19 protein-coding genes and 1 tRNA gene are annotated in these 23,635 nt (G+C 71.5%); 2 read left to right on the forward strand and 18 right to left on the reverse strand.

Annotated elements, in window-relative coordinates; translation table 11 throughout:
- Positions 1 to 87: 87 nt before the first annotated feature.
- The 16 genes from ABEB17_RS17155 to ABEB17_RS17230 all read right to left on the reverse strand — a co-directional run bounded on the left by ABEB17_RS17155 (position 88) and on the right by ABEB17_RS17230 (position 21,076).
- Entirely contained in the window at positions 88 to 4,788 is a 4,701-nt protein-coding gene (locus tag ABEB17_RS17155; RefSeq protein WP_345717972.1) for a PKD domain-containing protein, read from the reverse strand.
- Positions 4,789 to 4,925: 137 nt separating this feature from the next.
- Positions 4,926 to 8,174, reverse strand: a complete 3,249-nt coding sequence (locus ABEB17_RS17160; protein WP_345717973.1) for a PKD domain-containing protein — start codon at positions 8,172 to 8,174, stop codon at positions 4,926 to 4,928.
- 132 nt (positions 8,175 to 8,306) lie between these two features.
- The gene (locus ABEB17_RS17165) at positions 8,307 to 8,930 is read right to left on the reverse strand and encodes a hypothetical protein (RefSeq protein WP_345717974.1); all 624 of its coding nucleotides are present in this window, start codon (positions 8,928 to 8,930) and stop codon (positions 8,307 to 8,309) included.
- 16 nt (positions 8,931 to 8,946) lie between these two features.
- Positions 8,947 to 9,708, reverse strand: coding sequence for a CDP-alcohol phosphatidyltransferase family protein (locus ABEB17_RS17170; protein ID WP_345717975.1), 762 nt, complete (start codon positions 9,706 to 9,708; stop codon positions 8,947 to 8,949).
- Positions 9,705 to 10,868: a DUF1972 domain-containing protein gene (locus tag ABEB17_RS17175; RefSeq protein ID WP_345717976.1), complete on the reverse strand. Its 1,164-nt coding sequence runs from the start codon at positions 10,866 to 10,868 to the stop codon at positions 9,705 to 9,707. The genes ABEB17_RS17170 and ABEB17_RS17175 overlap by 4 nt, the downstream gene beginning before the upstream one ends.
- 55 nt (positions 10,869 to 10,923) lie before the next feature.
- On the reverse strand, positions 10,924 to 12,534 hold the full coding sequence (locus ABEB17_RS17180; RefSeq protein WP_345717977.1) for a sugar transferase: 1,611 nt from the start codon (positions 12,532 to 12,534) through the stop codon (positions 10,924 to 10,926).
- A 181-nt stretch (positions 12,535 to 12,715) separates the two neighbouring features.
- On the reverse strand, positions 12,716 to 13,321 hold the full coding sequence (gene pth / locus ABEB17_RS17185; protein ID WP_345717978.1) for an aminoacyl-tRNA hydrolase: 606 nt from the start codon (positions 13,319 to 13,321) through the stop codon (positions 12,716 to 12,718).
- On the reverse strand, positions 13,318 to 13,986 hold the full coding sequence (locus ABEB17_RS17190; protein ID WP_345717979.1) for a 50S ribosomal protein L25/general stress protein Ctc: 669 nt from the start codon (positions 13,984 to 13,986) through the stop codon (positions 13,318 to 13,320). The genes pth and ABEB17_RS17190 overlap by 4 nt, the downstream gene beginning before the upstream one ends.
- A 225-nt stretch (positions 13,987 to 14,211) precedes the next feature.
- Complete coding sequence (locus ABEB17_RS17195; RefSeq protein ID WP_345717980.1) at positions 14,212 to 15,207, reverse strand: sulfate/molybdate ABC transporter ATP-binding protein; 996 nt, start codon at positions 15,205 to 15,207, stop codon at positions 14,212 to 14,214.
- On the reverse strand, positions 15,204 to 16,010 hold the full coding sequence (gene cysW / locus ABEB17_RS17200; RefSeq protein WP_345717981.1) for a sulfate ABC transporter permease subunit CysW: 807 nt from the start codon (positions 16,008 to 16,010) through the stop codon (positions 15,204 to 15,206). Before cysW ends, ABEB17_RS17195 begins: the two co-directional genes overlap by 4 nt.
- Positions 16,007 to 16,900: a sulfate ABC transporter permease subunit CysT gene (cysT, locus tag ABEB17_RS17205; protein WP_345717982.1), complete on the reverse strand. Its 894-nt coding sequence runs from the start codon at positions 16,898 to 16,900 to the stop codon at positions 16,007 to 16,009. Before cysT ends, cysW begins: the two co-directional genes overlap by 4 nt.
- Before the next feature lie 5 nt (positions 16,901 to 16,905).
- Positions 16,906 to 17,934 carry a sulfate ABC transporter substrate-binding protein gene (locus tag ABEB17_RS17210; protein ID WP_345717983.1) on the reverse strand — a complete coding sequence of 343 codons (1,029 nt, stop codon included), beginning with the start codon at positions 17,932 to 17,934 and terminating at the stop codon, positions 16,906 to 16,908.
- Positions 17,935 to 18,086: 152 nt separating this feature from the next.
- Positions 18,087 to 18,506 carry an RrF2 family transcriptional regulator gene (locus ABEB17_RS17215; RefSeq protein ID WP_345717984.1) on the reverse strand — a complete coding sequence of 140 codons (420 nt, stop codon included), beginning with the start codon at positions 18,504 to 18,506 and terminating at the stop codon, positions 18,087 to 18,089.
- Between the two features lie 12 nt (positions 18,507 to 18,518).
- On the reverse strand, positions 18,519 to 19,496 hold the full coding sequence (locus tag ABEB17_RS17220) for a ribose-phosphate diphosphokinase (protein ID WP_345717985.1): 978 nt from the start codon (positions 19,494 to 19,496) through the stop codon (positions 18,519 to 18,521).
- Positions 19,493 to 20,971, reverse strand: coding sequence for a bifunctional UDP-N-acetylglucosamine diphosphorylase/glucosamine-1-phosphate N-acetyltransferase GlmU (gene glmU / locus ABEB17_RS17225; RefSeq protein ID WP_345717986.1), 1,479 nt, complete (start codon positions 20,969 to 20,971; stop codon positions 19,493 to 19,495). The genes ABEB17_RS17220 and glmU overlap by 4 nt, the downstream gene beginning before the upstream one ends.
- Before the next feature lie 30 nt (positions 20,972 to 21,001).
- Positions 21,002 to 21,076 (reverse strand) — tRNA-Gln (locus ABEB17_RS17230).
- 61 nt (positions 21,077 to 21,137) lie between these two features.
- Here ABEB17_RS17230 and ABEB17_RS17235 point away from each other — a divergent pair.
- On the forward strand, positions 21,138 to 21,788 hold the full coding sequence (locus ABEB17_RS17235) for a TetR family transcriptional regulator (protein ID WP_345717987.1): 651 nt from the start codon (positions 21,138 to 21,140) through the stop codon (positions 21,786 to 21,788).
- A gap of 23 nt (positions 21,789 to 21,811) precedes the next feature.
- On the opposite strand, the gene ABEB17_RS17240 is transcribed toward ABEB17_RS17235, so the two are convergent.
- Both ABEB17_RS17240 and ABEB17_RS17245 read right to left on the reverse strand, forming a co-directional pair.
- Positions 21,812 to 22,180, reverse strand: coding sequence for a VOC family protein (locus ABEB17_RS17240; protein WP_345717988.1), 369 nt, complete (start codon positions 22,178 to 22,180; stop codon positions 21,812 to 21,814).
- The gene (locus tag ABEB17_RS17245; protein WP_345717989.1) at positions 22,177 to 23,010 is read right to left on the reverse strand and encodes a trans-aconitate 2-methyltransferase; all 834 of its coding nucleotides are present in this window, start codon (positions 23,008 to 23,010) and stop codon (positions 22,177 to 22,179) included. The genes ABEB17_RS17240 and ABEB17_RS17245 overlap by 4 nt, the downstream gene beginning before the upstream one ends.
- A 109-nt stretch (positions 23,011 to 23,119) precedes the next feature.
- Between ABEB17_RS17245 and ABEB17_RS17250 the strand changes: the two genes are divergently transcribed.
- Positions 23,120 to 23,635, forward strand: a complete 516-nt coding sequence (locus ABEB17_RS17250; protein ID WP_345717990.1) for a MarR family winged helix-turn-helix transcriptional regulator — start codon at positions 23,120 to 23,122, stop codon at positions 23,633 to 23,635.

Genomic DNA, 23,635 nt, shown 5'->3' on the forward strand with positions numbered 1-23,635 from the left:
AGTCCCCCGGGGCCCTCGCCCCGTGCTGCGGACGTGCCGGTGGGCCACCGGGACTGGTCCCTGTGGCCCACCGGAAACCCTGTCTGATCAGGGGTTGAGCGGTCCCGCGGCGAAGTTGTCCACGATGACGTTCTCCGGGACGTTCGTCGACGTACCGGACAGGTACGCGTTCAGTCCAACCGATCCCGCCGCCTGCAGCGTCGCGCTGGAGTCGGTGGCCGATGCGGTCCACGCCGTCGGCTCCGTGCCACCGACCGGCCAGATCTTGGCCCGCACCGTGGTCGGCGTGGTGCCGAACACCTGCAGCCGGATGCGCAGCGGCGTGCTCGGGCTGTTGGTCAACCCGGTCACCGTCAGCGAACGGAGCGCGGTCTCCGTCGTGCCGACCACGCTGACCAGCGAGAGGTTGACCCGGCCGTCGGCCAGCAGCTTGACCTTCGCGGCGTACGTGTTCGCGCCGACCTTGCGTCCGGTGACCCCGATGAAGGTGCCCCCGCCGGTCTGCGCCGAGTCCGCCACGACGTCCACGACGACCTCGGTCGAGGTGGCGGAGACGCCGTCCAGGTTGGCCGTCACCGTGGAACCAGCCTTGGCCAGCTTGAGCCGGGCCTGCCCGGAGGCCACCGAGAAGTTGGTGTTACCTCCCGACAGCGTCCACGGGCCGCCCTTGTCCGCCGTCCCCAGTCCGTTGACCACCGTCCGACCGAAGAGGTCCTGGGCGTAGAACGGGTTGACCACCGGTGCGGTGACCGTGACCGAGCCGCTCTTGGTGGCGGTCGCGCCCTGGTTGTCGGTGACCGTCAGCACGACCGGGTAGGTGCCCGGCGCGCTGTACGGGTGCGACGTGATCTTGCCCGAGCCCGTGGTGCTGTCACCGAAGGTCCAGGACCAGGCCACGACCGAGCCGTCCGGGTCGGCCGAGCCCGAGGCGTCGAACGACGCGGTCAGGTCGGTCGGGGTGGCCGTGAAGGCCGCGGTCGGCGGGACGTTCGCCGGCGCCGGCGCCACGGTCACCGACTGGGTGGTCGTGTTCGTACCACCGCGGTTGTCGGTCACCTTGAGCGTCACCACGTACGTGTCGCCCGCGGCGTAGTCGTGCGCGCTGGTCACACCGGTGTCGGTGCTCCCGTCGCCGAACGACCACTCGTAGCTCGAGATCGAGCCGTCCGGGTCGTGCGACGTCGTCGCGTTCACCGCGACGTGCAGGTTGGACTTCGTGACCGTGAAGGCCGCGACCGGGTTCACGTTCGCCGGAGCCGTCACCACGACCGACTGCTGGGTCAGGTTGGTGGCACCGTCGTCGTCCGCCACCGTCAGCTTCACCACGTAGGTGCCGGGGTCGGTGTAGGTGTGCGACGTGGTGATGCCCGTGTCCGTGGCCCCGTCACCGAAGTTCCAGGCGTAGCTCACCACCGAGCCGTCCCCGTCGTGCGAGGTCGAGCCGTCGAACGCCACGCTCAGGTTGGTCGGCGTCGCGGTGAAGGCCGCCGTCGGCGCCTGGTTCGGCGCCGTGGTGACCACGGCCTGGGTGACCTGCGCGGTCGCCCCCTGGTTGTCGGTGACCGTCAGGACGACCTGGTGCGTGCCCGGGTCGGCGTAGGTGTGCGACGGGGTGGCGCCGGTGTCGTGCGCGCCGTCACCGAAGTCCCACGCGTAGCCCGCGATCGTCCCGTCGGGGTCGTGCGAGCCGGTGGCGTCGAAGTCGACCTTCAGGTCCGTCGTGGTGGAGCCGAACGCCGCGGTGGGCGACTGGTTCGGCACGATGCCCTTGCCCAGCGAGTAGTGCTGGGACACCTGGGCGTCGGTGAGCAGGCTGGAGTACACCGCCACCTCGTCCAGGTCACCGTTGAAGTACGCGCTGGTGCCACCCCAGTCGGAGTCGCCACCGATGCGCCAGTAGCCCGCGTAGTCCTGCGCGCCGCCGGTGCTGTTGGAGGCCACGAGCCCACCGTCGACGTACAGCTTCAGGCCCGAGGAGCTGCCCTCGGCGACCATGTGGTGCCAGCTGTTGTCGTTGTAGGCCAACGGGGACGACACCGTGTTGGTGAAGCCCAACCAGGTCCCGAAGGTCAGCCGCCCGTCGTCCTCCATGTAGACGTGCCGGTCGTACCCGCTGCTGTAGCCGGCCTGGGTGTTGCCGAAGCCGATCAGCTTGCCGCCGACGTGCGTACCGGTGCGGAACCACAGCTCCTCGGTGAAGGTCTGCGGGTTGTTCGCCTGCTGGCTGCTGTACACCCCGCCCGTGCTGCCGTCGAACGTCGCCGAGCCGGTCGGTCCGCCGGTCACCGCGCTCGGACCACCCTGGGTGACGCCGCCGGTGTAGGCGCCGTCCTGCCCGTTCGGGGTCGAGTCCACCGCGGTGCCCGCAGCGTCGCCGAGACGCCAGTACAGGTCCGGCTCCGCGTCGTAGACCGCCTGGCCGTAGGTGTCGGCCGGACGGGTCCCGGGCAGGGTGCGACCGCTGAGCGAGTAGTGCGAGCGCACCTGGGCGAAGGTGAGCTGGCTCGGGTAGATCGCGACGTCGTCGATGTCGCCCTGGAAGCCGTTGGAGCTCTTGTCGCCCGGCCACCCGCCGATGTTGTCACCGCCGATCCGCCAGTAGCCGTCGTACGGCTGGCCGCTGTGGATCCCGCCGTTGGCGCCGACCCGCTTGCCGTCGACGTACAGGAACTCGCCGGCGCTGCCCAGGGTGCCCACGACGTGGTGCCACTGGCCGTCGTTGTACGACTGCGCGCTGGTCACGATGGCCGGGAAGCCCAGCCAGGTGCCGAAGGTCAGCTTGCCGTCGTTGGTCATGTAGACGTGCCGGTCGTAGTTGCCGCTGAGCCCGGTGGTGCTGCCACCGAAGCCCAGGATCTTGCCGCCCGAGGTCGTGGTGGTCTTGAACCACGCCTCCGCCGAGAAGGTGTCCGGCGCCGTGACGGGCTGGCTGTTGACCCCGAACGCGGTGTCGGTGCCGTTGAAGGTCGAGGCCTTGTCGGCGTCGCCGGTACCTCCGGCGGCTCCGCGGGTGACCCCGGCGCCGAGCGTCAGGTCGTCGAAGCCGGCCGAGTTGTAGGCCGTCGTCGCCGAGCTCTCCCCCAGCCGCCAGTACTGGCTGGCGCCGTCCGCCAGCACGCCGTCGGCGTAGGCGCTGGCCGCGCCGCCGTTCACCACCACGGTCACGTTCTCGCTGGTGGCCGTGTTCCCGAGCGGGTCGGTGACGACGAGCCGGTACCGGTGCGTGCTGCCGTTGACCAGCCCGCGGTCGATGAAGCCCATCGGTGGGCGCAGCCAGAACGTGGACTTCTGCTTGCCCGTGTAGATCGGGTGCGCCGTGTCGTTGTCGCGCACGAGGTCGTAGCTGAGCTCCTCGTTGTCGCGGTCCCAGTTCGCCGGCCACGCCACCCGGACCGAGCCGGAGGACAGGGAGACCGCGTTGGGGTTCAGCGCCGCGCCCTTGACGACCGGGCCCTGCACGTTCGGTGCGATCGAGCGCTTGGCGAACCGCACGATGCCCTGCTGCGCCACGCCGTTCACCCGGGGGAACTCGCCGCCCATGACGACGTAGTCGCTGTTGCCGGTGACGGTCCAGGCCGCCTGCGTCTGGCCGGTGAAGCTCCCCGCGTCCAGCGTGGGCCACCAGCGCAGCAGGTCCGGAGCCGGGTAGCCGGCCCAGTTGTAGTAGCCGTAGGGGTCGTTCGTCACGGTCGTCTTCGCGTCCTTGGTGAACGCCATCGCGCGCTGGAACGACCACGGCGTGGTCTGCGGGAACTGGCCGATGTTGCCGCAGTAGTGCGAGTGCCCGACGCCGTAGACGGCGTCCGCCCCCGCCCAGACCCAGTAGGTGTCGCCGTGGCAGTCGTCGATCCAGTTGATCGCGCCGGTGGTCGGGTCGGCCGCGACGATGCCCTCCAGGTTGCCGTTCGACCCGTAGACGTAGCCGCTGCCGAAGATCTGCTGGCCGTCCGTCGTGAGCGAGAGCATGGCCGCGTCGGTGCCCCAGTTCTGGACCGTCGCGTTCATCGCCCACGGCATGCTGGCGCCCGTGTTCAGGTCGACCTTGGCGCTGCCGCGGGCCTGCTGGCCGTTCATGTTGCCGAAGTTGCCGGCCAGCACCATGCCGTCACCGGCCGGGGTCAGGACCATCGACATGACGTCCTTGTCGGCGACCGGTGCCCAGCTGGTCACCGCGCCGTCCGAGGCACGGAAGGCGGCCAGGCGCGAGCGCGGCGCGCCGGCGCTGCTGAAGCCGCCACCGGCGTACACCGTGGTGTTCGTCGCGACGAGGGTGCGCACCTTGTAGTCCGTGCCGGGGTTGAAGGTCGTGATCAGCGCGCCGGTGGCGGTGCTGTACGCCGCGATGCGGTACCGGTTCACCCCGTTGGCCGTGGTGAAGTCACCGCCGACGTAGATGCGGCTGCCGTCGGGCGAGGCCGCGACGGTGAGCACCTGGCGGTTCAGGTTCGGTGCGAAGGAGGTGATCAGCGCGCCGGTCTGCAGGTTGTAGGCCAGCAGGTTGTTGCGGGGCGTCTCGTTCGTCCCGGCCGGTGAGCCGGCCGGACGCGCCGACGTGAACGACCCGCCCGCGTACACGGTGTTGCCGACGATGACCTGGGACCAGACGACTCCGTTGACCTGGACGGTCGGGAGTGCGTCGGCGCTGACCGTGGGGACGGTGCCGGCCGGCGGGGTGGTATCCGCGTGCGCGGCGCCGGCGGGGAGGGCGACCAGCGCGGTGACCGCCAGTACGGCAGCCACGGTGGCCAAGGTGAACGTCTTGGCGGCGCGGGCGATAGCTGAGCTCATGAGCTTCCTTCATGTCGCAGCGTTGACGGCCCCTGCTGACCGCCCCTGTGGAACACGTCGAACGTAACTGCGCGCAACGGACCCCGTCCGGCGAATGGCCAAACGGGGTCCGAAGTACTACGCAGCGTAACTAGTTGTTATGGCAAGTCGACGTGCCGGACGTGCAGCTCGTCCACCGTGAGCGTCATCGGGGCGTTGGTGACCGAGCCGGACAGGTACCCCTGGACGGCGACGCCGCCGGGGTTCTGCAGGTCGGCCGTCGCGTCCGTGGCACTGACGTTCCAGGTAGCCGGCTCGGCGTCCCCGGCCTTCCAGACCCTGGCCCGCACGGTGGTGGGCGAGGCGCCGATCGTCTGGATGCGCACGTGGAACACGTCGCCGGGCTGGACCCCGGACGCCGCGGTGACCGCGGTGGCGATGGCCGTGTCGGTGCCCGCCACGGTGCGCGAGAGCCCGAGGGTCAGCCGCCCGTCGGCGAGGAAGCGCATCTTCGCCCGGTAGTCGGTGGTCGCCGTGATCCGACGGCCGATCACGGACACGTACGTGCCGCCACCGGTCTGGGCCTTGTCGAGCGAGACGTCCACGACGGTGTCCGCGCTCGGGTCGCCGATCCCGGCCAGGGCCGCCGTGAGCGTGGCACCGGCCGCCATCTTCAGCTTGCCTGCGCTGCCGTCCACCGAGAAGTTGGCGTTCCCGCCGGAGATCGTCCAGGCACCGCCGAGGTCGGCGGGGCCGAAGCCGGAGGCGACCGTCCGGGAGAACGTGTCGTCCGCCACCACACCGGACACCGGCGCCACGACGGTGACCGCCTTGGTGATCGACCCGGTCGCCCCGTCGTCGTCCGTCACGGTCAGCCGGACGTTGTAGGTCCCGCCCGCCGGGAAGGTGTGGCTCGGCGTGGCGGACGTCGAGGTGCCGCCGTCGTCGAAGTTCCAGCTGTACCCGGTGATCGTGCCGTCCGTGTCGCTCGAGGCGGTGCCGTCGAACGCGGCGTCCAAGCCGCTGGCGGTGTTGCTGAACGCCGCGGTCGGCGCGTCGTTCACGTTCGGCGGGTGGTACTCGCTGGCCACCGTCGCGGCGGACACCTGACGGTTGAAGACGGCGATGTCGTCGATCGTGCCCGCGAGGTAGGACGACGTCGGCGCGCCGGTCCACCCGCTGAGGGTGTCACCGATCCGCCAGTACCCGGTCAGCACGCTGGCCGAGGTCACCGTCGGGGCGGAGGCCACCTGGACGCCGTCGACGTACAGCACCTGACCGGCGCTGCCGAGGGTGGCGACCACGTGGTGCCACTGCCCGTTGTTGACGACGCCCGGGCTGGTCAGGATGCGGTTCACCCCGGACTGCCGGGCCCCGAACGAGATCTTGCCGTCGTTGCGCAGCCACACGTTGCGGTCGGTCGTCGTGCTGTTGCCGCTGGCCGCCGTGCCGGCGCCGAGGATCTTCCCGCCACGCGTCGTGGTGGTCTTCACCCAGGCGCCGATGCTGAACGCGCCGGGCATCGCCGCGGAGGCGCGGGTGGCCCCTCGACCGTTGCTCGTCCCGTCGAACAACGACGCCGGGTCGCTGTCGCCGGTGATCGCACCGGCCTGTCCGCCGCTGACGCCGGTGCCGAGCACCAGGTCGTCCACGCCGGCCCAGTCGTGCGCGATCGCCTCGGACTCACCCAACCGCCAGTACTCGGTCGGTCCGTCCGCGAGGACCTGACGGGCCGACGAGCTGAGGCCCGCGGCCGAGGCGACGGTGATCTGCTGGTTCTCGCTCAGCGAGGTGTTGCCCAGCGGGTCGGTCACCGTGAGGCGGTAGCGGTGGGTCGAGCCCGGGGCCACCCCGGTGTCGATGAACGAGAGCCGCGGCAGCGTCCAGAAGTTGGAGACCACGGTCTGCTGCCACACGGGGTTGGCCGTGTCGTTGTCCCGGATCAGCTTGTAGACCAGGGTGTCGTTGTCCCGGTCCCAGGTCGCGGGGAAGGTGAACCGCACGGTGCCCGGCTGGTACGACTGCATGTCCGGGTTGAGCGCGGCGCCGCCACGGTTCACCGGGCCGGACTGGTTCGGTCCCAGGGCCCGGGTGGTGAAGCGCGCCAGCCCTTGCTGCGGGACGCCGTCGACGCGGGGGAACTCGCCACCGATCACCACGTAGTCGCTGTTGCCGGTGATGTTCCAGGCCGCCTGGCCCTGCCCGGTGAAGGTGCCGGCCTCGGGGTCCGGGAACCAGTGCAGCAGGTTCGGGCGGGGGTTGCCCTCCCAGTTGGTGTAGTTGCCGGTGGTGTTCCTGGTGATCGTCCCGCCGACCGTCTTGGTCCAGGCCAGCGCGTGGTGGTGGGTGCGCGGGTTCGTCTCGGGGTACCCGCCGACGTTCCCGCAGAAGTGCACGTGCCCGATGGAGTAGACGACGTCAGGCATGCCGCCGTACGCGGAGTACGTGTCGCCGTGGCAGTCCTCCATCCAGACCAGCGCACCGCTGTTCGGGTTGGCTGCGAAGGTGCCCTCGAAGTTGCCGCCCGAGCCGAACACGTAGCCAGTGCCGTACACGTTCGTGCCGTCCGTGGACAGGCTCGTGATCCCCGCGTTCGCGCCGGCGTCCATGATCTTCTGGTTGGCCGCCCAGGGCAGGACCGCCCCGGTGCTGGCGTCGAGCGCGCCCAGCCCGTACGCCGCCACCCCGCTCAGCTGGGTGAACACCCCACCGACGACGAGTCGGCTGCCGTCCGGGCTCATCACCATGGCGCCGACCGCGGCGTTGGCCGTCGGAGCCCAGGGCAGGACCGCGCCGGTGATGGCGTCCACCGCGCCCAGGTTGGTGCGCACCGTGGAGCTCAGACCGGAGAAGGAGCCCGCGATGTACAGCGTCGTGTTGGTCGCCGTCAGCGCGCGGACCTTGTAGTCCACGCCGGGGCTGAACGAGCTGATGATCTGGCCGGTCGCGGTGTTGTAGGCCGCGATGCGGTACCGCTTCAGCCCGTTGGCCATCGTGAAGTCGCCGCCGACGTACAGCCGGGAGCCGTCCGGCGAGGCCGCCACGGTCATCACCTGCGCGTTCAGGTCGGGCGCGAAGCTGGTGATCAGCTCGCCGGTGGTGATGTCGTAGGCGAGCAGGTTGTTGCGGGTCACCTCGCCGGTACCGGCCGGGGCGCCGGCCGGACGTGCACTGGTGAACCGGCCGCCGGCGTAGACCGTGTTGCCGACCACCACCTGGGACCACACGACGCCGTTGATCTGCACCGTGGGCAGGATGTCGGCGCCGACGGTCTGCGGGACCCCGGGCGCAGGGTTGGTGTCCGCCAGCGCCTGCGAGGGCAGCACCAGGGCGGTCAGCCCGGTGAGCAGCAGGGCGGCGACGGGCGCCAGGGCGACCAGGGCGCGAGGGCGGCGATTGGTGAGCATGTGGTGTCCCCAGCGGTGCGATGGTGCGCGCCGCGAGATCGCGGCGCTCACCAGCGAACGTAACGCTGCGCAACATTTCTCGCTGGAAAATCACCAATCTCGTGGGATAATACTACCCTGAGTTACTGATGATCACGCGGAAGCGTCTCCGCGGAGCAGCACGACCGGCTTCGTCGGGTCGTAGCTGACGTTCAGCTCGACCGATCCGCGCGACGACTTCGGCACCAGCCAGACGTACGTGGCGCTCGCGTCCTGACCGGCCTTGACCGAGCCGGTCCAGGGCTTGGACGGCGGTGACGAGCTGTCCACCGCCGGCGTCGCCGCCTTGCCGTACGACGCCGTCACCACCGCGTTGCCGAGGTCCAGTGTCGTGGGGGTCCCGTTGTGCAGCTGCAGCGTGATGGCGACCGCCGACCCGCTCAGCTCGCCCGGCCCTCGACCCTTGACCGTCACCGCCTTGACCGACGAGACGTGCACCGTGACCCCGCTGCCGAAGGTTGCCGTGGAGCGCAGCGGCTGCGCCTTGTGCGTGGGGCGGGCACTGCCGGCCACACCGGTCGTGGGAGCGGACGAGGTCGAGGCCGACGGGCCTGACGTCGTACCGCCCGGCGTCGTCGACGAGCCGGTCGGCTGGGCGCTGGCGGTGGCGGACGTGCCCGAACCGGCAGTCGGGTTGCCGTCGGAGCCGGAGCAGCCGGCGAGGAGCCCGCCCACCACCACCAGCCCCGTCACGGTCGCGAGTGCGACTCGGGTCATCCGTCGTGCCTCCTGGTCATCGCGGCGCCGGACCTGCCAGCGCCTGCATGTCGTGGAACCACTTCACCACGGCAAGCGCCAGGAATCCGGCGTTCGCGAGGAAGAACAGGCAATACACAGGGAAGAACGCCGCGGGCACACCGAACAGCACGAACGCCAGGCAGAGGAACCCGTAGTCGGTGGGGATCACCAGCAACGACCGCAGCCGGGACGTGCCGCCCCGCTCGATCGGCACCCCGGTGGCGGCGACCTGCCGCTGGCGGAGCAGGTCGTTGAGGATCATGCCGAAGAAGGCGACCGACGACACCGCACTGAACGCCAGGGGGACCAGCAGCCAGCCGTCCGCGACGTCGTAGAACCGGTACACCGCAACGAGAACGGCCAGGTGCAGCGTGGCGACCTTGCCCGCGTCGAACATGTGGTCCAGCCACTCCCCCGCCGGCGAGCCGCCGCCGCGCAGCCGGGCGAGCTGGCCGTCCGCGGCGTCCAGGGCGTACCCGAGCACCAGCAGGGCGGCCACCAGCACGCCGACCCACCACTGCGGCCGGACCAGGAACACCACGGCGATCGCCGCGTACGTGAAGCAGGCGCTGACCGCGGTGACCTGGTTCGGGGTGCGCCCGAGCAGGTACGCGGCGGCCGCGAACGAGCGCCCCAGCGGCCGGTTGACGTAGCGCGAGTATGCCGGCGCGCCCTTGGTCGTCTTCTGCGCCTGCGACAGCCGCTGCCTGGTCTCCCGGAAGCCCGGCCGCTCGTTCGCGGCATCCAGCTGCATCATCGCTCGGCCCCCACTCGGTCAGCCTGGCTCGTCGCCGCGCGCCGGCGTCCGGATGCCCTGTGCCGCAACGGGCCCGAGGCCGCCAGCCGGGCGCAGAGCTGCTCGTACGCGGCCGTCACGTCGTCCCAGTCGTAGCGGGCCGCGCGCTCGCCCGACGCGACGCCCCGCTCCCGCTCGGCCTGCGGGTCCGCCTCCGCCTTGGTCACCAGGGCGCGGACGTCCTCCGGCGTGCCGAAGTAGTGTCCGGCCTCGCCCAGCACCTCGCGGTTGAAGACCACGTCGAACGCCGACACCGGAGCCTGCGCCCCGATCGCCCGCAGCAGGGAGGGGTTCGTGCCACCGACGGAGTGGCCGTGCAGGTAGGTCAGCGAGCCGGCGTACAGCTGGTCCAGCAGCTCCTGGTCCCAGATACCGCCGAGCAGCCGCACCCGGTCGTCGGCCAGGGACGTGACCCGCTCGGTGTAGGCGTCGGAGTAGGGCGCCGAGCCCACGACCACGAGGGGCAGCCGCGCGTCGCTGCGCACGTAGCCCTCGACGACCAGGTCGAGGTGGTTCTCCGGCTCGAAGCGGGCGACCACCAGGTGGTATCCCCGAGGCGTGAGGTCCAGCTCACCGAGCCGGTCCAGCCGCTCGGGGTCGATGGTGGGGGCGCCGTACGCGATCAGGTCGGTGCCAGCGTCGAACTCGTCACGGTAGTAGTCCGCGATGCCCTGGGCGTCGGCGATGAGCGCGTCGGACCAGCGCACCGCGAGCGCCTCTGCAGCGCGGTAGTAGCGCCGACCGGTCGGTCCCCACTTGCCACGCCGCCACTCCAGGCCGTCGACGTGGGTGGCGACCGGGACCCGCCGGGCGCGCAGCACCGGCAGGAACGGCGAGTTGGCCGCGTTGAACACCACGACGGCGTCCGGACGGCGCCGGCTCACCAGGTGCAGCACGGAGAGCGCGCTGTGGCTGAGCGTCTCGAGGGAGCGCTTGCGCAGCGCCGGCAGGTGCACCAGGCGCATCCCGAGGTAGCTGTCGCCGACCTCGGCGTCCCCGCGGCAGTAGACGACGACCTCGTGGCCGCGCTCGACCAGGCGACGCCCGACCTCCTCGACGCAGGTCTCGAAACCGCCGTACCGGGCCGGCACGCCACGAGTCCCCACCAGTGCGATGCGCATGCTCGACATTCTCTCGTACGGAACGGCGTCCTCGGACGGTCGCAAACCGGAAACCTCAGTAGGCGCCGGATCCGCGCACGACGGCCCGGGCCGTCTTCCACAGGATCTGCAGGTCGAACGCCACCGACCAGTTGTCGACGTAGCGCAGGTCCAGCCGGACCGACTCCTCCCAGCTGAGGTCGGCTCGTCCGCTGACCTGCCACAGGCCCGTCAGGCCGGGCTTGACGCGCAGCCGGCGGTGCACGGCGTCGTGGTAGGCGTCGTACTCGACGCGCAGCGGCGGACGCGGTCCGACCAGCGACATGTCACCGCGCACCACGTTCCACAGCTGCGGCAGCTCGTCGAGGGAGTAGCGGCGCAGGAAGCGGCCCACCGTGGTGACCCGCGGGTCCTGGCGCATCTTGAACATCAGTCCGTCGCGGTCGCTGGAGTCCAGCACCTCGTGCCGACGATCCTCGGCGTCCACCACCATCGAGCGCAGCTTCCACAGCCGGAAGGGGCGCCCGTCCTGCCCGATCCGCTCCTGCGGGAAGAAGGCCGGTCCGCGGCTGGACAGCCGCACCAGCAGCGCGCTGACGGCGATCACCGGGAGCGCGGCGAGGAAGAGCGCGGTGCCGAGCGTGCGGTCCAGCGCCGCCTTGGCGAGCATCTGGCCCTGCCGGGAGTCCGGGGACTCCACGTGCAGCAGCGAGAGTCCTGCTGCCGGGCGAACGTGCAGCCGCGGGCCTGCCACCTCCACCAGGCCCGGGGCGACCACCAGCTCGGCTCCGGTGCGCTCGAGGGCCCAGCTGAGCCGGCGCAGCGACGCGGAGGACATGCCGGACCCGGCGACGATCACGACGTCCACCTGGTGGTCGATGACCGCCTGCGGGATGTCCGACAGGCTGCCCAGCACCGACAGGTCCCCGATGAGGTCCCGGTCGGACAGCATGGTCGGCACGCAGGTGCCGATGACCTGGTAGCCGTGGTAGGGCACCGACGAGAGGTCGCGCACGACATCGTCCACGGCGGACGGGTGGCCGACCACGATGGTGCGCATGAGCGCCTGACCCCGGTCGCGCTGGCGGTGCAGCTGCAGCCGCAGCACGTACCGGTAGATCGCGGTGAACAGGGCGACCATGGGGACGACGACCAGCACGAACCGGCGCGGCAGCAGCAGGCCGAGGCTGTAGGACGACAGCGCCATCGTCACCAGGACCAGCACGGCGGCGCGGCCGATCATGTTGAACTCGTCCGGGCCCTCGCCGGTGCGGCGGCTGTCGTAGGCCCGGAGCAGCCCCAGGGCCGCGCACCAGGAGATGGCGGCGACCAGGCTCAGCGCGACGTATCCGGCGAACTCCGCGATGGAGTCCTGCCTGGACAGCAGCGTCATCAGCAGGAACGAGACGAAGGCGATGACGAAGTCACCCGTGAAGGCGCGACGGCGCCACGGGCCGGCCCAGAGCTGGCGACGGTCCGCCGCCCGGGCGACCGGGTTGAACTCCCCGCTCGCCGGCGACTCGCCCTCGCCCTCGCCCGGTCGGGTCGGCTGGCGGACGATGAAGGGCTGCTTCGAGGCCCACGACACGCGGTCGGTGGACGCGGGAGATCGACGGTCCGCCACGGTGGACGAGGGGGTCACGTCGTCATCGGCGTCGACCCCGAGCGAGTCGTCGTACGTCGTCATCTCCACCCCAACCACGTCCACGCGGCGTCGCCCCCTAGCAACTCCGTCGGTGTCACCGAACGTAGTAGGGACGTGTAACGGGCGTGTGAAAATGGCGGAATCGCCCGCGCAAACCATCAATAGTGACTAGTTATCTCACGCAGAGTGAACGCTTGATCAACTACGCGCGGCGGTGAACACGCTATGCAGTCGGCGCGTGGAACCGGCCCTGCGCGGCCAGCAGCCCCTCGTGGGCGAGCGCCTCGACGGCGTCCGCGGCCTCCTCGAGCGTCACGCCGAGGTCCTTGCGCTCGGTGGCCGAGAAGTCGCGCAGCACGTAGTCGGCGGCGTCCATCCGGCCGGGCGGGCGACCGATCCCCACCCGCACCCGCAGGTAGTCCTTGGTGCCCACCGAGCGGGTGATCGAGCGCAGCCCGTTGTGCCCGCCCTCGCCACCACCGAGCTTGAGCCGGATCTGGCCGTACGGGATGTCGAGCTCGTCGTGGACCACGACCAGCTGGGCCGGGTCGACCTTGAAGAACTGGGACAGCCCCGCGACCGGGCCGCCCGACTCGTTCATGTAGGTCGCGGGCTTGGCCAGCACCGCGCGCGGACCCGGCGCACCACCGGGTCGCACGCCGAGCCGCCCCTCGAGCACGGCAGCGCGCGCCTTGTGGCTCTTGAACGAGCCACCGACGCGCGCGCCGAGGACGTCGAGGACCATGGCCCCGACGTTGTGCCGGTGGCCGGCGTAGCCGGGCCCGGGGTTGCCGAGCCCGACCACCAGCCAGGTGTGGTCTGTGCTCACTCCTGCTCGGCGGCGGGCGCGGCCTCGCCCTCGGCGGACTCGGCGTCGTCGGCCGCAGCGTCGGGCGCCTCGTGCTCGATGCCGGCCTCGGCCTCGGCCTCGGCCAGCTCGGCCTCGAGCGCCTCGGCGGTGACCTGGGCGGTGATGTTGACGATGAGGATCTCGGCGTCGGTCAGCAGGGTGGCACCGGCGGGCAGCGCGACGTCGGAGGCGTGGATCTGGGTGCCGGCGGACAGGCCCTCGACGCTGACCTCGACGTTCTCCGGGATCGCGGTCGCTGCGACCTCGAGCGACAGCGTCTGGTTCTCGACGGTGACGACGGTCTCGGGTGCGGCGTCGCCCACGACGTGCACCTGGACGTCGACAGCGACCTTCTCGCCCTTGCGGACCACGACCAGGTCGATGTGCTCGATGACCGGCTTGATCGGGTCGCGCTGCACGTCCTTGGCCAGGGCGAGCTGCTCCTTGCCGTCGATCACGATGGTGAGCAGCGCGTTGGGGTTCTTCAGCGCCAGCATCGTGTCGTGGCCGGGCAGCGTGATGTGGATGGGGTCGGTGCCGTGGCCGTACATGACCGCCGGGATCTGGTGCGCGCGACGGATCTTGCGGGCAGCGCCCTTGCCGAACTCGGTGCGGGTCTCGGCGTTCAGGGTGAGGTCGGTCACGGTGAGGCTCCTTCAAGCGATCTGCGGTCGGTGCGGAGGTCTGGGCCTCGACGCGGGGCGCAGCACGAAGGGGCGCCCACCGGGCGCCGCGTCGATCACGGAGACGTGGACGGACTGCCCGTCGTACGTCGTCCCTCGCCGAGGCAACCTGGCAATCCTACCGTCAGGTTGCAGAGGTTCCCAAACGCGGCGTCGCTCGGTGCGCTGGTTCCCGCACTGGGGTGTTCAGCTGACGGCAGCCAGGGTGGACGGTCGGGTCGCCTGGGCGTAGACCGTGTCGCCGGGCTCGAGCCGCAGCTGGTCGCTGGCGCCGCGGGTGACCTGGGCGACGAAGCGCTGGCCGGTCCCGGCGTCCTCGAGCTCCACCCGCACCTCGAAGCCCAGCCGGACGACCCGCTCGACCCGGGCGGCCACCACCCGCGCTGAGCCGGCCGGACCGGAGTCGGCGGCCAGCCGCTGCTGGTCACGGTCCAGCCGGATGTCGTGCGGGCGCACCAGGTCGTCGCCCAGACGCGACACCGAGCCCAGGAACGACATGACGAAGTCGTTGGCCGGGCGGTCGTACAGCTCCTCGGGGTCACCGACCTGCTCGATCCGGCCCTGGTTCAGCACCGCGATCCGGTCGGCCACGTCCAGGGCCTCCTCCTGGTCGTGGGTGACCAGGACGGTGGTCACCTTCACCTCGTTGTGCAGCCGGCGCAGCCACGCCCGCAGGTCGCCGCGCACCTTGGCGTCCAGCGCACCGAACGGCTCGTCGAGCAGCAGCACCTGCGGGTCCACGGCGAGCGCCCGGGCCAGCGCCATCCGCTGGCGCTGCCCGCCGGACAGCTGCGCGGGGTAACGGTGCTGGAACCCGCCGAGGCCGACGATCTCGAGCAGGTCGTCGACCTTGCGGGCGATCTCGGGCTTGGGGCGCTTGCGGATCTTGAGACCGAAGGCAACGTTGTCGCGCACCGTCATGTGCTTGAACGCGGCGTAGTGCTGGAAGACGAAGCCGATGTCGCGCCGCTGCGGTGCGACCCGGGTGACGTCGCGGCCCATGATCGTGACGGTGCCGGCGTCCAGCTGCTCGAGGCCGGCGATGGAGCGCAGCAGGGTCGACTTGCCCGAACCGCTCGGGCCGAGCAGCGCGGTCAGCGAGCCGTCCGGGATCTGCAGCGAGACGTCGTCCAGGGCGAGGAAGTCGCCGTAGCTCTTGCGGGCCGCGCTGACGGTGATCATCGGGTGCTCCTCTTGCGGTCCAGCAGGGTCATCAGGGCCAGCACGATGACGGCGATCGCCATCAGCAGGGTGGCGGCGCAGTACGCGCCGTAGGTGTTGTGGTCGTCGATGTAGCGCGAGTGCACCAGCAGGGTCAGCGTCTGGGAGACCCCGGGGAAGTTGGACGAGACCATGATCACGGCGCCGAACTCGCCCAGCGAGCGGGCCACGGTCAGCACGACGCCGTAGGTCAGGCCCCAGCGGATCGCGGGCAGGGTGATCCGCCAGAGGGTCTGCCAGCGCGACGCGCCCAGGGTCACCGCGGCCTGCTCCTGCTCGTCGCCGATCTCGTGCAGCACCGGCTCGACCTCGCGGACGACGAAGGGCAGGGTCACGAAGATGGTGGCCAGGACGAGCCCGGGGAAGCCGAAGATGACGCGCAGCCCGGTCTGCTCCACGGCGCCGAACCAGCCGTCGACCCCCCAGAGCAGGATCAGCGAGACCCCGATGACGATGGGCGACACGGCGAACGGCAGGTCGACCACCGCCTGGACGAGGTTGCGGCCGGGGAAGCGCCCGCGGACCAGCGCGAGCGCCGTGGTCACGCCGAACACCACGTTGACGGGGACGACGATCGCGACGATGAGCAGGGAGAGGTGCAGGGCGGAGATGGCGGCCGGCGTGGAGATGGACTCCACGAACGCGCCGATGCCGCGCTCGAAGGTGCGGTAGAGGATCAGCGCCAGCGGGACGACCACGAGCACGAACAGGTAGCCCAGCGCCACGGTGCGCAGCGTGAGGCGGGTACCGGTCGACGTCCTCATGCGGCCCGCTCCTGCCGACGGAGGCCGCGCCCGGCCAGCACCCGCAGCACGAACAGCGCCACGAACGCGATGAGCAGCAGCGCCACCGAGACCGCCGCCGCGTTCACCGGGCTGTCCACCTCGATCTGCTGCTGGATGTACTGCGAGGCGACCTGGGTGTGCCGCGGGATGTTGCCGCCGATCAGCACGACCGAGCCGTACTCGCCGATGGCCCGGGCGAAGGCCAGGCCCGCGCCGCTGGCGACGGCGGGCAGCAGGACGGGCAGGACGACCGTCCGGAAGATCGTCAGGTTGCTCGCGCCGAGCGAGGCGGCGGCCTGCTCGACGTCCCGGTCGGCCTCGATCAGCACGGGCTGCACCGACCGGACCACGAAGGGCAGGGTGACGAAGGCGAGCGCCACCAGGACGCCGGGCTGGGTGGCGTTGAGGTGGATGCCGACGGGACTCTGCGGGCCGTACAGCGACAGCAGCACGATGCTCGCCACGATGGTCGGCAGCGCGAACGGCAGGTCGATCAGGGCGTTGACCGCGCCCTTGCCGGGGAACTCGTCCCGCACCAGCACCCAGGCGATGAGGGTGCCCATGAACGCGTTCAGCACCGCGACGACGAGCGAGATGCCGACCGTCACCTTGAGTGCGGCCAGCGCGCTGGGTGCGGTGACGGCGTCCCACCAGCCCGAGAGACCGTTCTCGAACGACGTCACGGTGAGCGCGGCGAGCGGCAGCAGGACGATGACGCTGAGCCAGAGCGTCACCAGGCCGTAGCCCAGCGGGCCGACCGCGCCCGTGATGCTCGCCCGGCCACCGCCGCCCCGACCATCGCGACCACGCCACCCCCGCCCGCTGGTCGCGGGCGGGGGCGTGGGCTCGGTGAGCAGGGCGCTGGTCATGGCGGCTACTGGGTGGCGGCGTCGTAGATCTTCGCCACGCTGCCCTTCTCCTTGTCGAACAGGGCCTTGTCGACGGACGGCCAGCCACCGAGGTCGGCGATCGTCCACAGCTTGGTCGGGGCCGGGAAGTCCTTGGCGTACTCGCTGGCCACGGCCGGGTCGACGGGCCGGAAGCCGGCCTGCGCCCACAGCTTCTGCGCCGCCGGGGTGAAGGTGTAGGCGACGAACGCCTTGGCCTTCGCCAGGTCCTTGCTCGTGTTCACCACCGCGATGGGGTTCTCGATCTTGAAGGTGGCCGGCGGGGTGACGTGCTCGACCTTCTCGCCGCTGCGCTCCAGGAACAGCGCCTCGTTCTCGTAGGTGAGCAGCGCGTCGCCGGTTCCCTGCAGGAACGCCTCGCTGGCCTCGCGGCCGGACTTCGGCTGGATCTTGACGTGGTCGCCGACGAGCTTGCCCAGGTAGTCCAGGCCGGCCTGGGCGTTCTGGCCGCCGTCGCTCTTGGCCGCGTACGGCGCGAGCAGGTTCCACTTCGCCGAGCCGGAGCTGAACGGGTTGGGGGTGACCACCTCGAGGCCGGGCTGCAGCAGGTCGTCCCAGTCCTTGATGCCCTGGGGGTTGCCCTTGCGGACGACGACGGTGACCACCGAGCCGAACGGGACGCCCTTGTACTGGTTGGCGTTCCAGTCCTTGTCGACGAGGCCGGCGTCGACCAGGCGGGTGACGTCCGGCTCGACGGAGAAGTTGACGACGTCGGCCTCCGCGCCCGCAGCGACCTTGCGAGACTGGTCGCCGGACGCGCCGTAGGACTGCTGGAACGCGATGCCCTTCCCGTCCGCGGTGGCGTTGAAGCCCGGGATGATCTTGTCGAAGCCCGGCTTGGGCACCGCGTACGCGTACAGGCTCAGCGTGCCGACGCTCTTGCCACCGGCCTGGTTGCCGGCGCCGGCGACGTCGCTGGAGCCACCCCCACAGGCCGCGAGCACGGCAGCTGCCACCCCCGTAGCGGCGATCAGGGCAAGGCGGGGGCGGTTCATCCGGTGGGGTCCCTTCGCAGTAAGTCGAGCACCTTGCTCGACTTCCTACGGTTCCCAATCCCCTGCCAGGTCACAACCCCTGTCGCCTACGTCTCACCCACCGGACACCTGTCTCACCAGCCGTGCACGTGGTGTTCACCTCCGGACCGCGGTCAGGGCGCCAGGTCCGCGATCGTCGTCCCGTCCAGGACCTCGCGCTCCGCCGCGCGCAGGCGCAGCCAGAGCTGCTGCACCGCCGCACCGCTGTCCGGGTAGGCGAGGTTCTCCGGTCGGAGCCCGCGCACCAGCGCCAGCGGCCCGTCGATGGCGCGGATCACCTCGGCCACGGTGATCTGCGCCGCCGGACGGGCCAGCCGGTGCCCGCCGTCCTGCCCGCGCCGGCTGTCCAGCAACCCGCCGCGGCGCAGGTCCCGCAGGATCGTGTCCAGGAACTGGGCCGGGATCGCCTGTGCCGCAGCGATGTCGTCCGCCTTCGTCCACCCGCCGCTCGGCTCGCCCGCGCCGTCACCCTGCTGGGTGGCCAGCACCACGCAGGCCCGGACGGCGTAGTCGACCCGAGCGGACAGTCGCATCGACGCCGCGGCTCAGACGTTGCCGTCGAACAGGCTGGTCACCGAGCCGTCGTCGAACACCTCGCGGATCGCCCGGGCGACCAGTGGGGCGATGGAGAGCACGGTGAGCTGGTCGAACTGGCGCTCCTCGGGGATCGGCAGCGTGTTGGTCACGATGACCTCGCTGATCCGGCTGTTCTTCAGCCGGTCCACCGCGGGGCCCGACAGGACGGCGTGCGTGGCGGTGACGATGACGTCGGCCGCCCCGCTGTCGAACAGCGCGTCGGCGGCCTGGCAGATGGTGCCGGCGGTGTCGATCATGTCGTCGACCAGCACGCAGGTGCGGCCCTGCACGTCACCGACGACCTCGTGCACCTTCACCTGGTTCGGCACGTTCGGGTCGCGGCGCTTGTGGATGATCGCCAGCGGCGCGCCCAGCTTGTCCGACCACTGGTCCGCCACCCGGACCCGGCCGGCGTCCGGGGACACGATGGTCAGGCTCGAGCGGTCCACCCGCGAGCCGACGTACCCGGCGAGCAGCGGCAGTGCCCACAGGTGGTCGACCGGGCCGTCGAAGTAGCCCTGGATCTGCGCGGCGTGCAGGTCGACGCAGATCAGCCGGTCCGCACCGGCCGCCTTGAACAGGTCGGCCATCAGCCGCGCCGAGATCGGCTCGCGGCCCCGGTGCTTCTTGTCCTGCCGGGCGTAGCCGTAGAACGGCATCACGCAGCTGATCCGCTTGGCCGAGGCGCGCTTGAGCGCGTCGGTCATGATCAGCTGCTCCATGACCCACTGGTTGATGGGCGCGGTGTGGCTCTGGATCACGAACGCGTCGCAGCCGCGCAGGCTCTCCTGGAAGCGCACGTAGATCTCGCCGTTGGCGAAGTCGTACGCCGTGGTGTCGACGAGCTCGACCCCCAGCTCACGCGCCACCTCCTGGGCCAGCTCGGGATAGCCGCGGCCGCTGATCAGCACGAGGCGCTTCTCGCCCGTGGTGGTGATGCCCGTCATGCCGGGGCGTTCCCTTCGGTGGTGGTGAGGTCGTCCTGGCTGGGGTCCTGCTCGCCCAAGGCCTTCGCGGCCGCCTCGGCCGACGGGGTGCCGGGCCGCTTGCGCAGCGTCCAGCCCTCGACGTTGCGCTGCGGCGCGACGTTCAGCGCCAGGGCGCCCGGCGGCACGTCCTTGCGGATCACGGTGCCGGCGCCGCTGTACGCGCCGTCGCCCACGGTGACCGGCGCGACGAACATGTTGTCCGAACCGGTGCGGCAGTGGTCGCCGACCGTGGTGCGCGACTTCGTCACCCCGTCGTAGTTCACGAACACCGAGGCGGCACCGATGTTGGAGTGCTCGCCGATCGTGGCGTCCCCGACGTACGACAGGTGCGGCACCTTGGAGCCCGTGCCGATCTGCGCGTTCTTGGTCTCCACGAAGGTGCCGATCTTGCCCCGGTCGCCCAGCGCCGTCCCCGGCCGCAGGTAGGCGAACGGTCCGACCGAGGCACCGTCCCCGATCACCGAGCTGCTGCCGTGCGTGCGGACCACGGTGGCGCCCTCGCCCACCCGGACGTCGGTCAGCGTGCTGTCCGGCCCGATCGTCGCGCCGGTGGCGACCGTGGTCTCGCCGTGCAGCTGGGTGCCGGGCAGCAGCCGGACGTCGCGGGCGAGCTGCACCTGGACGTCGACCCAGGTGCTGGCCGGGTCGACCACGGTGACGCCGGCCCGCATCCAGCCCTGCACGACGCGGCGGTTCAGCTCGGCGCCCACCTCGGCGAGCTGGACCCGGTCGTTGACGCCCTCGGTCTGCCACACGTCGTCCAGCGGGTGCGCGCTGACCCGGCGTCCGGCGTCCCGCGCGATCGCCACGACGTCGGTCAGGTACTTCTCGCCCTGGGCGTTGTCGGTGGTGACCTGCGCGAGCGCCACGCGCAGCACCTGCGCGTCGAAGGCGTAGATGCCGGAGTTGATCTCACGGATGGCGGCGGTCGCCTCGTCGGCGTCCTTGAGCTCGACGACTGCCAGCACGCTGCCGTCCCGGTCGCGGACCACCCGACCGTAGGCCTTCGGGTCGTCCAGCACCGAGGTCAGGATCGTCACCGCGCTCTCGCTGGCGTGGTGCGCGGCGACCAGCTCGCGGAGCGTCTCGGCGGCCAGCAGCGGGACGTCGCCGTAGGTGACCACGACGGTGCCGGTCAGCGCCGGCAGGGCGTCCAGCCCGCACTCGACGGCGCGGCCGGTGCCCTTGACGTCGTCCTGGTCGGCGACCACGGCGTGCGGGGCCACCTGGAGCACGTGCTCCGCCACCTGGTCCCGGCCGTGCCGGACCACCACGGCGAGGTGCTCCGGGTCGACCGCCCGGGCCGCCGCGAGCGCGTGCCCGAGCAGCGAACGCCCCCCGATCTCGTGCAGGACCTTCGGCAGGGCCGACTTCATGCGGGTTCCCTCACCTGCCGCGAGGACGACGACGGCGGCCGGGCGCTGATCTGGCACCTGCGCATGCTACCCGCGAGTCGCTTCGACTGGCTCCGCCCCCACGATTCGAACGTGGACTGCAAGGCTCCAAAGGCCTGCGTGCTGCCGTTACACCAGGGCGGACCGGCGCGGGACGGGCCCACGCGGACGCTCCATACTGCCAGCGACGGGCATGATGGGGGCCATGACCCCTTCCGACGCACGCCCGGGCGCCCCCTCGGGGCGGCGGGCCCGGATGACCGGACCGCAGCGCCGCGAGCAGCTGCTGGACGTCGGTCGCCGGCTGTTCGCCGAGAAGGGCTTCGAGGGCACCAGCGTCGAGGAGATCGCGTCGCGCGCCGAGGTGTCCAAGCCGGTGGTGTACGAGCACTTCGGGGGCAAGGAGGGGCTCTACGCCGTCGTCGTCGACCGCGAGATCCGGCTGCTGCTCGACGAGATCACCGGGGCGCTTTCCGCCGGCAGCTCGCGCATGCTGGTCGAGCAGGCCGCGCTCGCGCTCCTCGGGTACATCGAGGAGTCCGCGGACGGCTTCCGGATCCTGGTCCGCGACTCCCCCGTCGCACAGGCCTCGGGGTCGTTCTCCAGCCTGATCAGCGACGTCGCCACCCAGGTCGAGCACCTGCTGGCCGACGAGTTCAAGCGACGGAAGCTGGACCCGAAGAACGCGCCCATGTACGCCCAGATGCTGGTCGGCATGGTCGCCCTCACCGGGCAGTGGTGGCTGGACGCCCGCAAACCCCAGCGTTCCGAGGTCGCCGCGCACCTGGTGAACCTGGCCTGGAACGGGCTGTCCGGCCTCGAGGCGAAGCCCACGCTGAGCAGCACCGACTCCTAGGCCCGCTCGTCCAACAGGCCCGGTCAGGCTTGCTGGAGCTCGATCCGGTTGCCGACGCCGTCCTGGGTGTGGAAGCGCCGCAGCCCGGGGATCTGCTCGTCCCAGAGCACGGGCAGCCCGGCGGCGGCCACCCGCTCGGCCAGCGCGTCGACGTCCGAGACCGCGATGCCCGGGTGCGCCTTCAGCGCGGGGGTGAACCCGTCCTCGACGCCGCAGTGCAGCTCGCACGAGCCGGCGCGGAACCAGACCCCGCCCCGCGCGGCCAGGGCGGCCGGCTTGGGCACCTCGCTCATGCCCAGGACGCCGGAGTAGAAGGAGCGCTGGGCGTCCTCGCTGCCGGCCGGGCAGGAGACCTGCACGTGGTGCAGGCCCACGACCAGCGGCTCGCTCATGCGGCACCCCCCGTCGGCGGCTCGGCGCGGCGGGCGACGCAGAACACCCGCCGGAACGGCAGCGCCGTCCCCCACGGACGGCGCGGGTACGCCGCCCGCAGCCGCCCGGCGTACTCGTCGAGGAACGCCTGGCGCAGCTCGGGCTGCTCCTGCAGCGCGTCCATCACCGGACGCAGGCCGGTGCCGCTCACCCACGCCAGCACCGCGTCGTCGCCGAACTCGCCGGCCGGGTCCAGCACGTGCACGTACGTGGTCTCCCAGGCGTCGACGGCGCACCCGGCGTCGGCCAGCAGCGCGGCGTACGTCGTCGGCTGGCCGACCGCCTCGCCGTGCCGCAGCGCTCCCTCGACGTGGGCCGCGAACTGCGGCTGGGCCGCGACCTCACGCATCAGGGTGTGCGACGGCGAGTCGAAGTTGCCGGGCACCTGGAGCGCGAGCCAGCCGCCCGGAGCGAGCCCGGACACCCACTGCCTCAGCAGCTGTAGGTGACCGGGGACCCACTGCAGCGTCGCGTTCGTGACCAGGACGTCCACCGGGTGCTCGGGCTGCCAGTCGGCCACGTCCCCGAGCTCGAACCGCAGCCGGCCCGCGACGTCCGCGCGCCCGACCTGGTCCTGCGCGCGGGACAGCATCTCCGGCGAGGAGTCGACGCCGAGCACCTCGGCGGCCGGCCAGCGCCGGGCGAGCGAGGCGGTCAGGTCACCGGGACCGCAGCCCAGGTCGACCACCCGGCGCGGCGCGCCGGCTCCGACCCGGGCGAGCAGGTCGGCGAACGGCCGCGACCGCTCGGAGGCGAACCGCGCGTAGACCGACGGGTCCCAGCTGACCATGAGCGCTCCTCGGGTGGGCTGCGGGCTCGACGGCCCCAGCCTGACAGGCGCAGTATCTTGACGTCAAGAGACTTTGTTTCTCGATGTCGAGATGCTTGATGGACCTAGGATGACGAGCGTGAGCACCCCCGGGCCCGGCGACGAGGTCGACCGCATCGTCGCCGCCTGGCAGCGCGAGCGCCCGGACCTGGACGTCGAGCCGCTCGAGGTGCTGTCCCGCGTCTCGCGCCTGGCCCGGCACCTGGACCGCGCCCGCAGCGCCGCCTTCGCCGAGCACGACCTCGAGAGCTGGGAGTTCGACGTGCTGTCGGCGCTGCGCCGAGCCGGTGCGCCGTACGAGCTGTCCCCCGGCCAGCTGGTCACCCAGACCCTGGTGACCAGCGGCACCATGACCAACCGGGTGGACCGGCTCACCGCCCGCGGGCTGGTGCAGCGCCTACCGGACCCGCGGGACCGGCGCGGCGTGATCGTCCGGCTGACCCCGGCCGGCCGGGCCACCGTGGACGACGCGTTCGCCGGGCTGCTGGCCCGCGAGCACGACCTGCTGGCCGAGCTCGACGCCACGGATCGCCAGGAGCTCGCGGGGCTGCTCCGCCGGCTCGTGCTCCCCTTCGACTCCCGCTGA

It is taken from the genome of Angustibacter luteus (genome assembly GCF_039541115.1).
Lineage (GTDB): Bacteria > Actinomycetota > Actinomycetes > Actinomycetales > Angustibacteraceae > Angustibacter > Angustibacter luteus.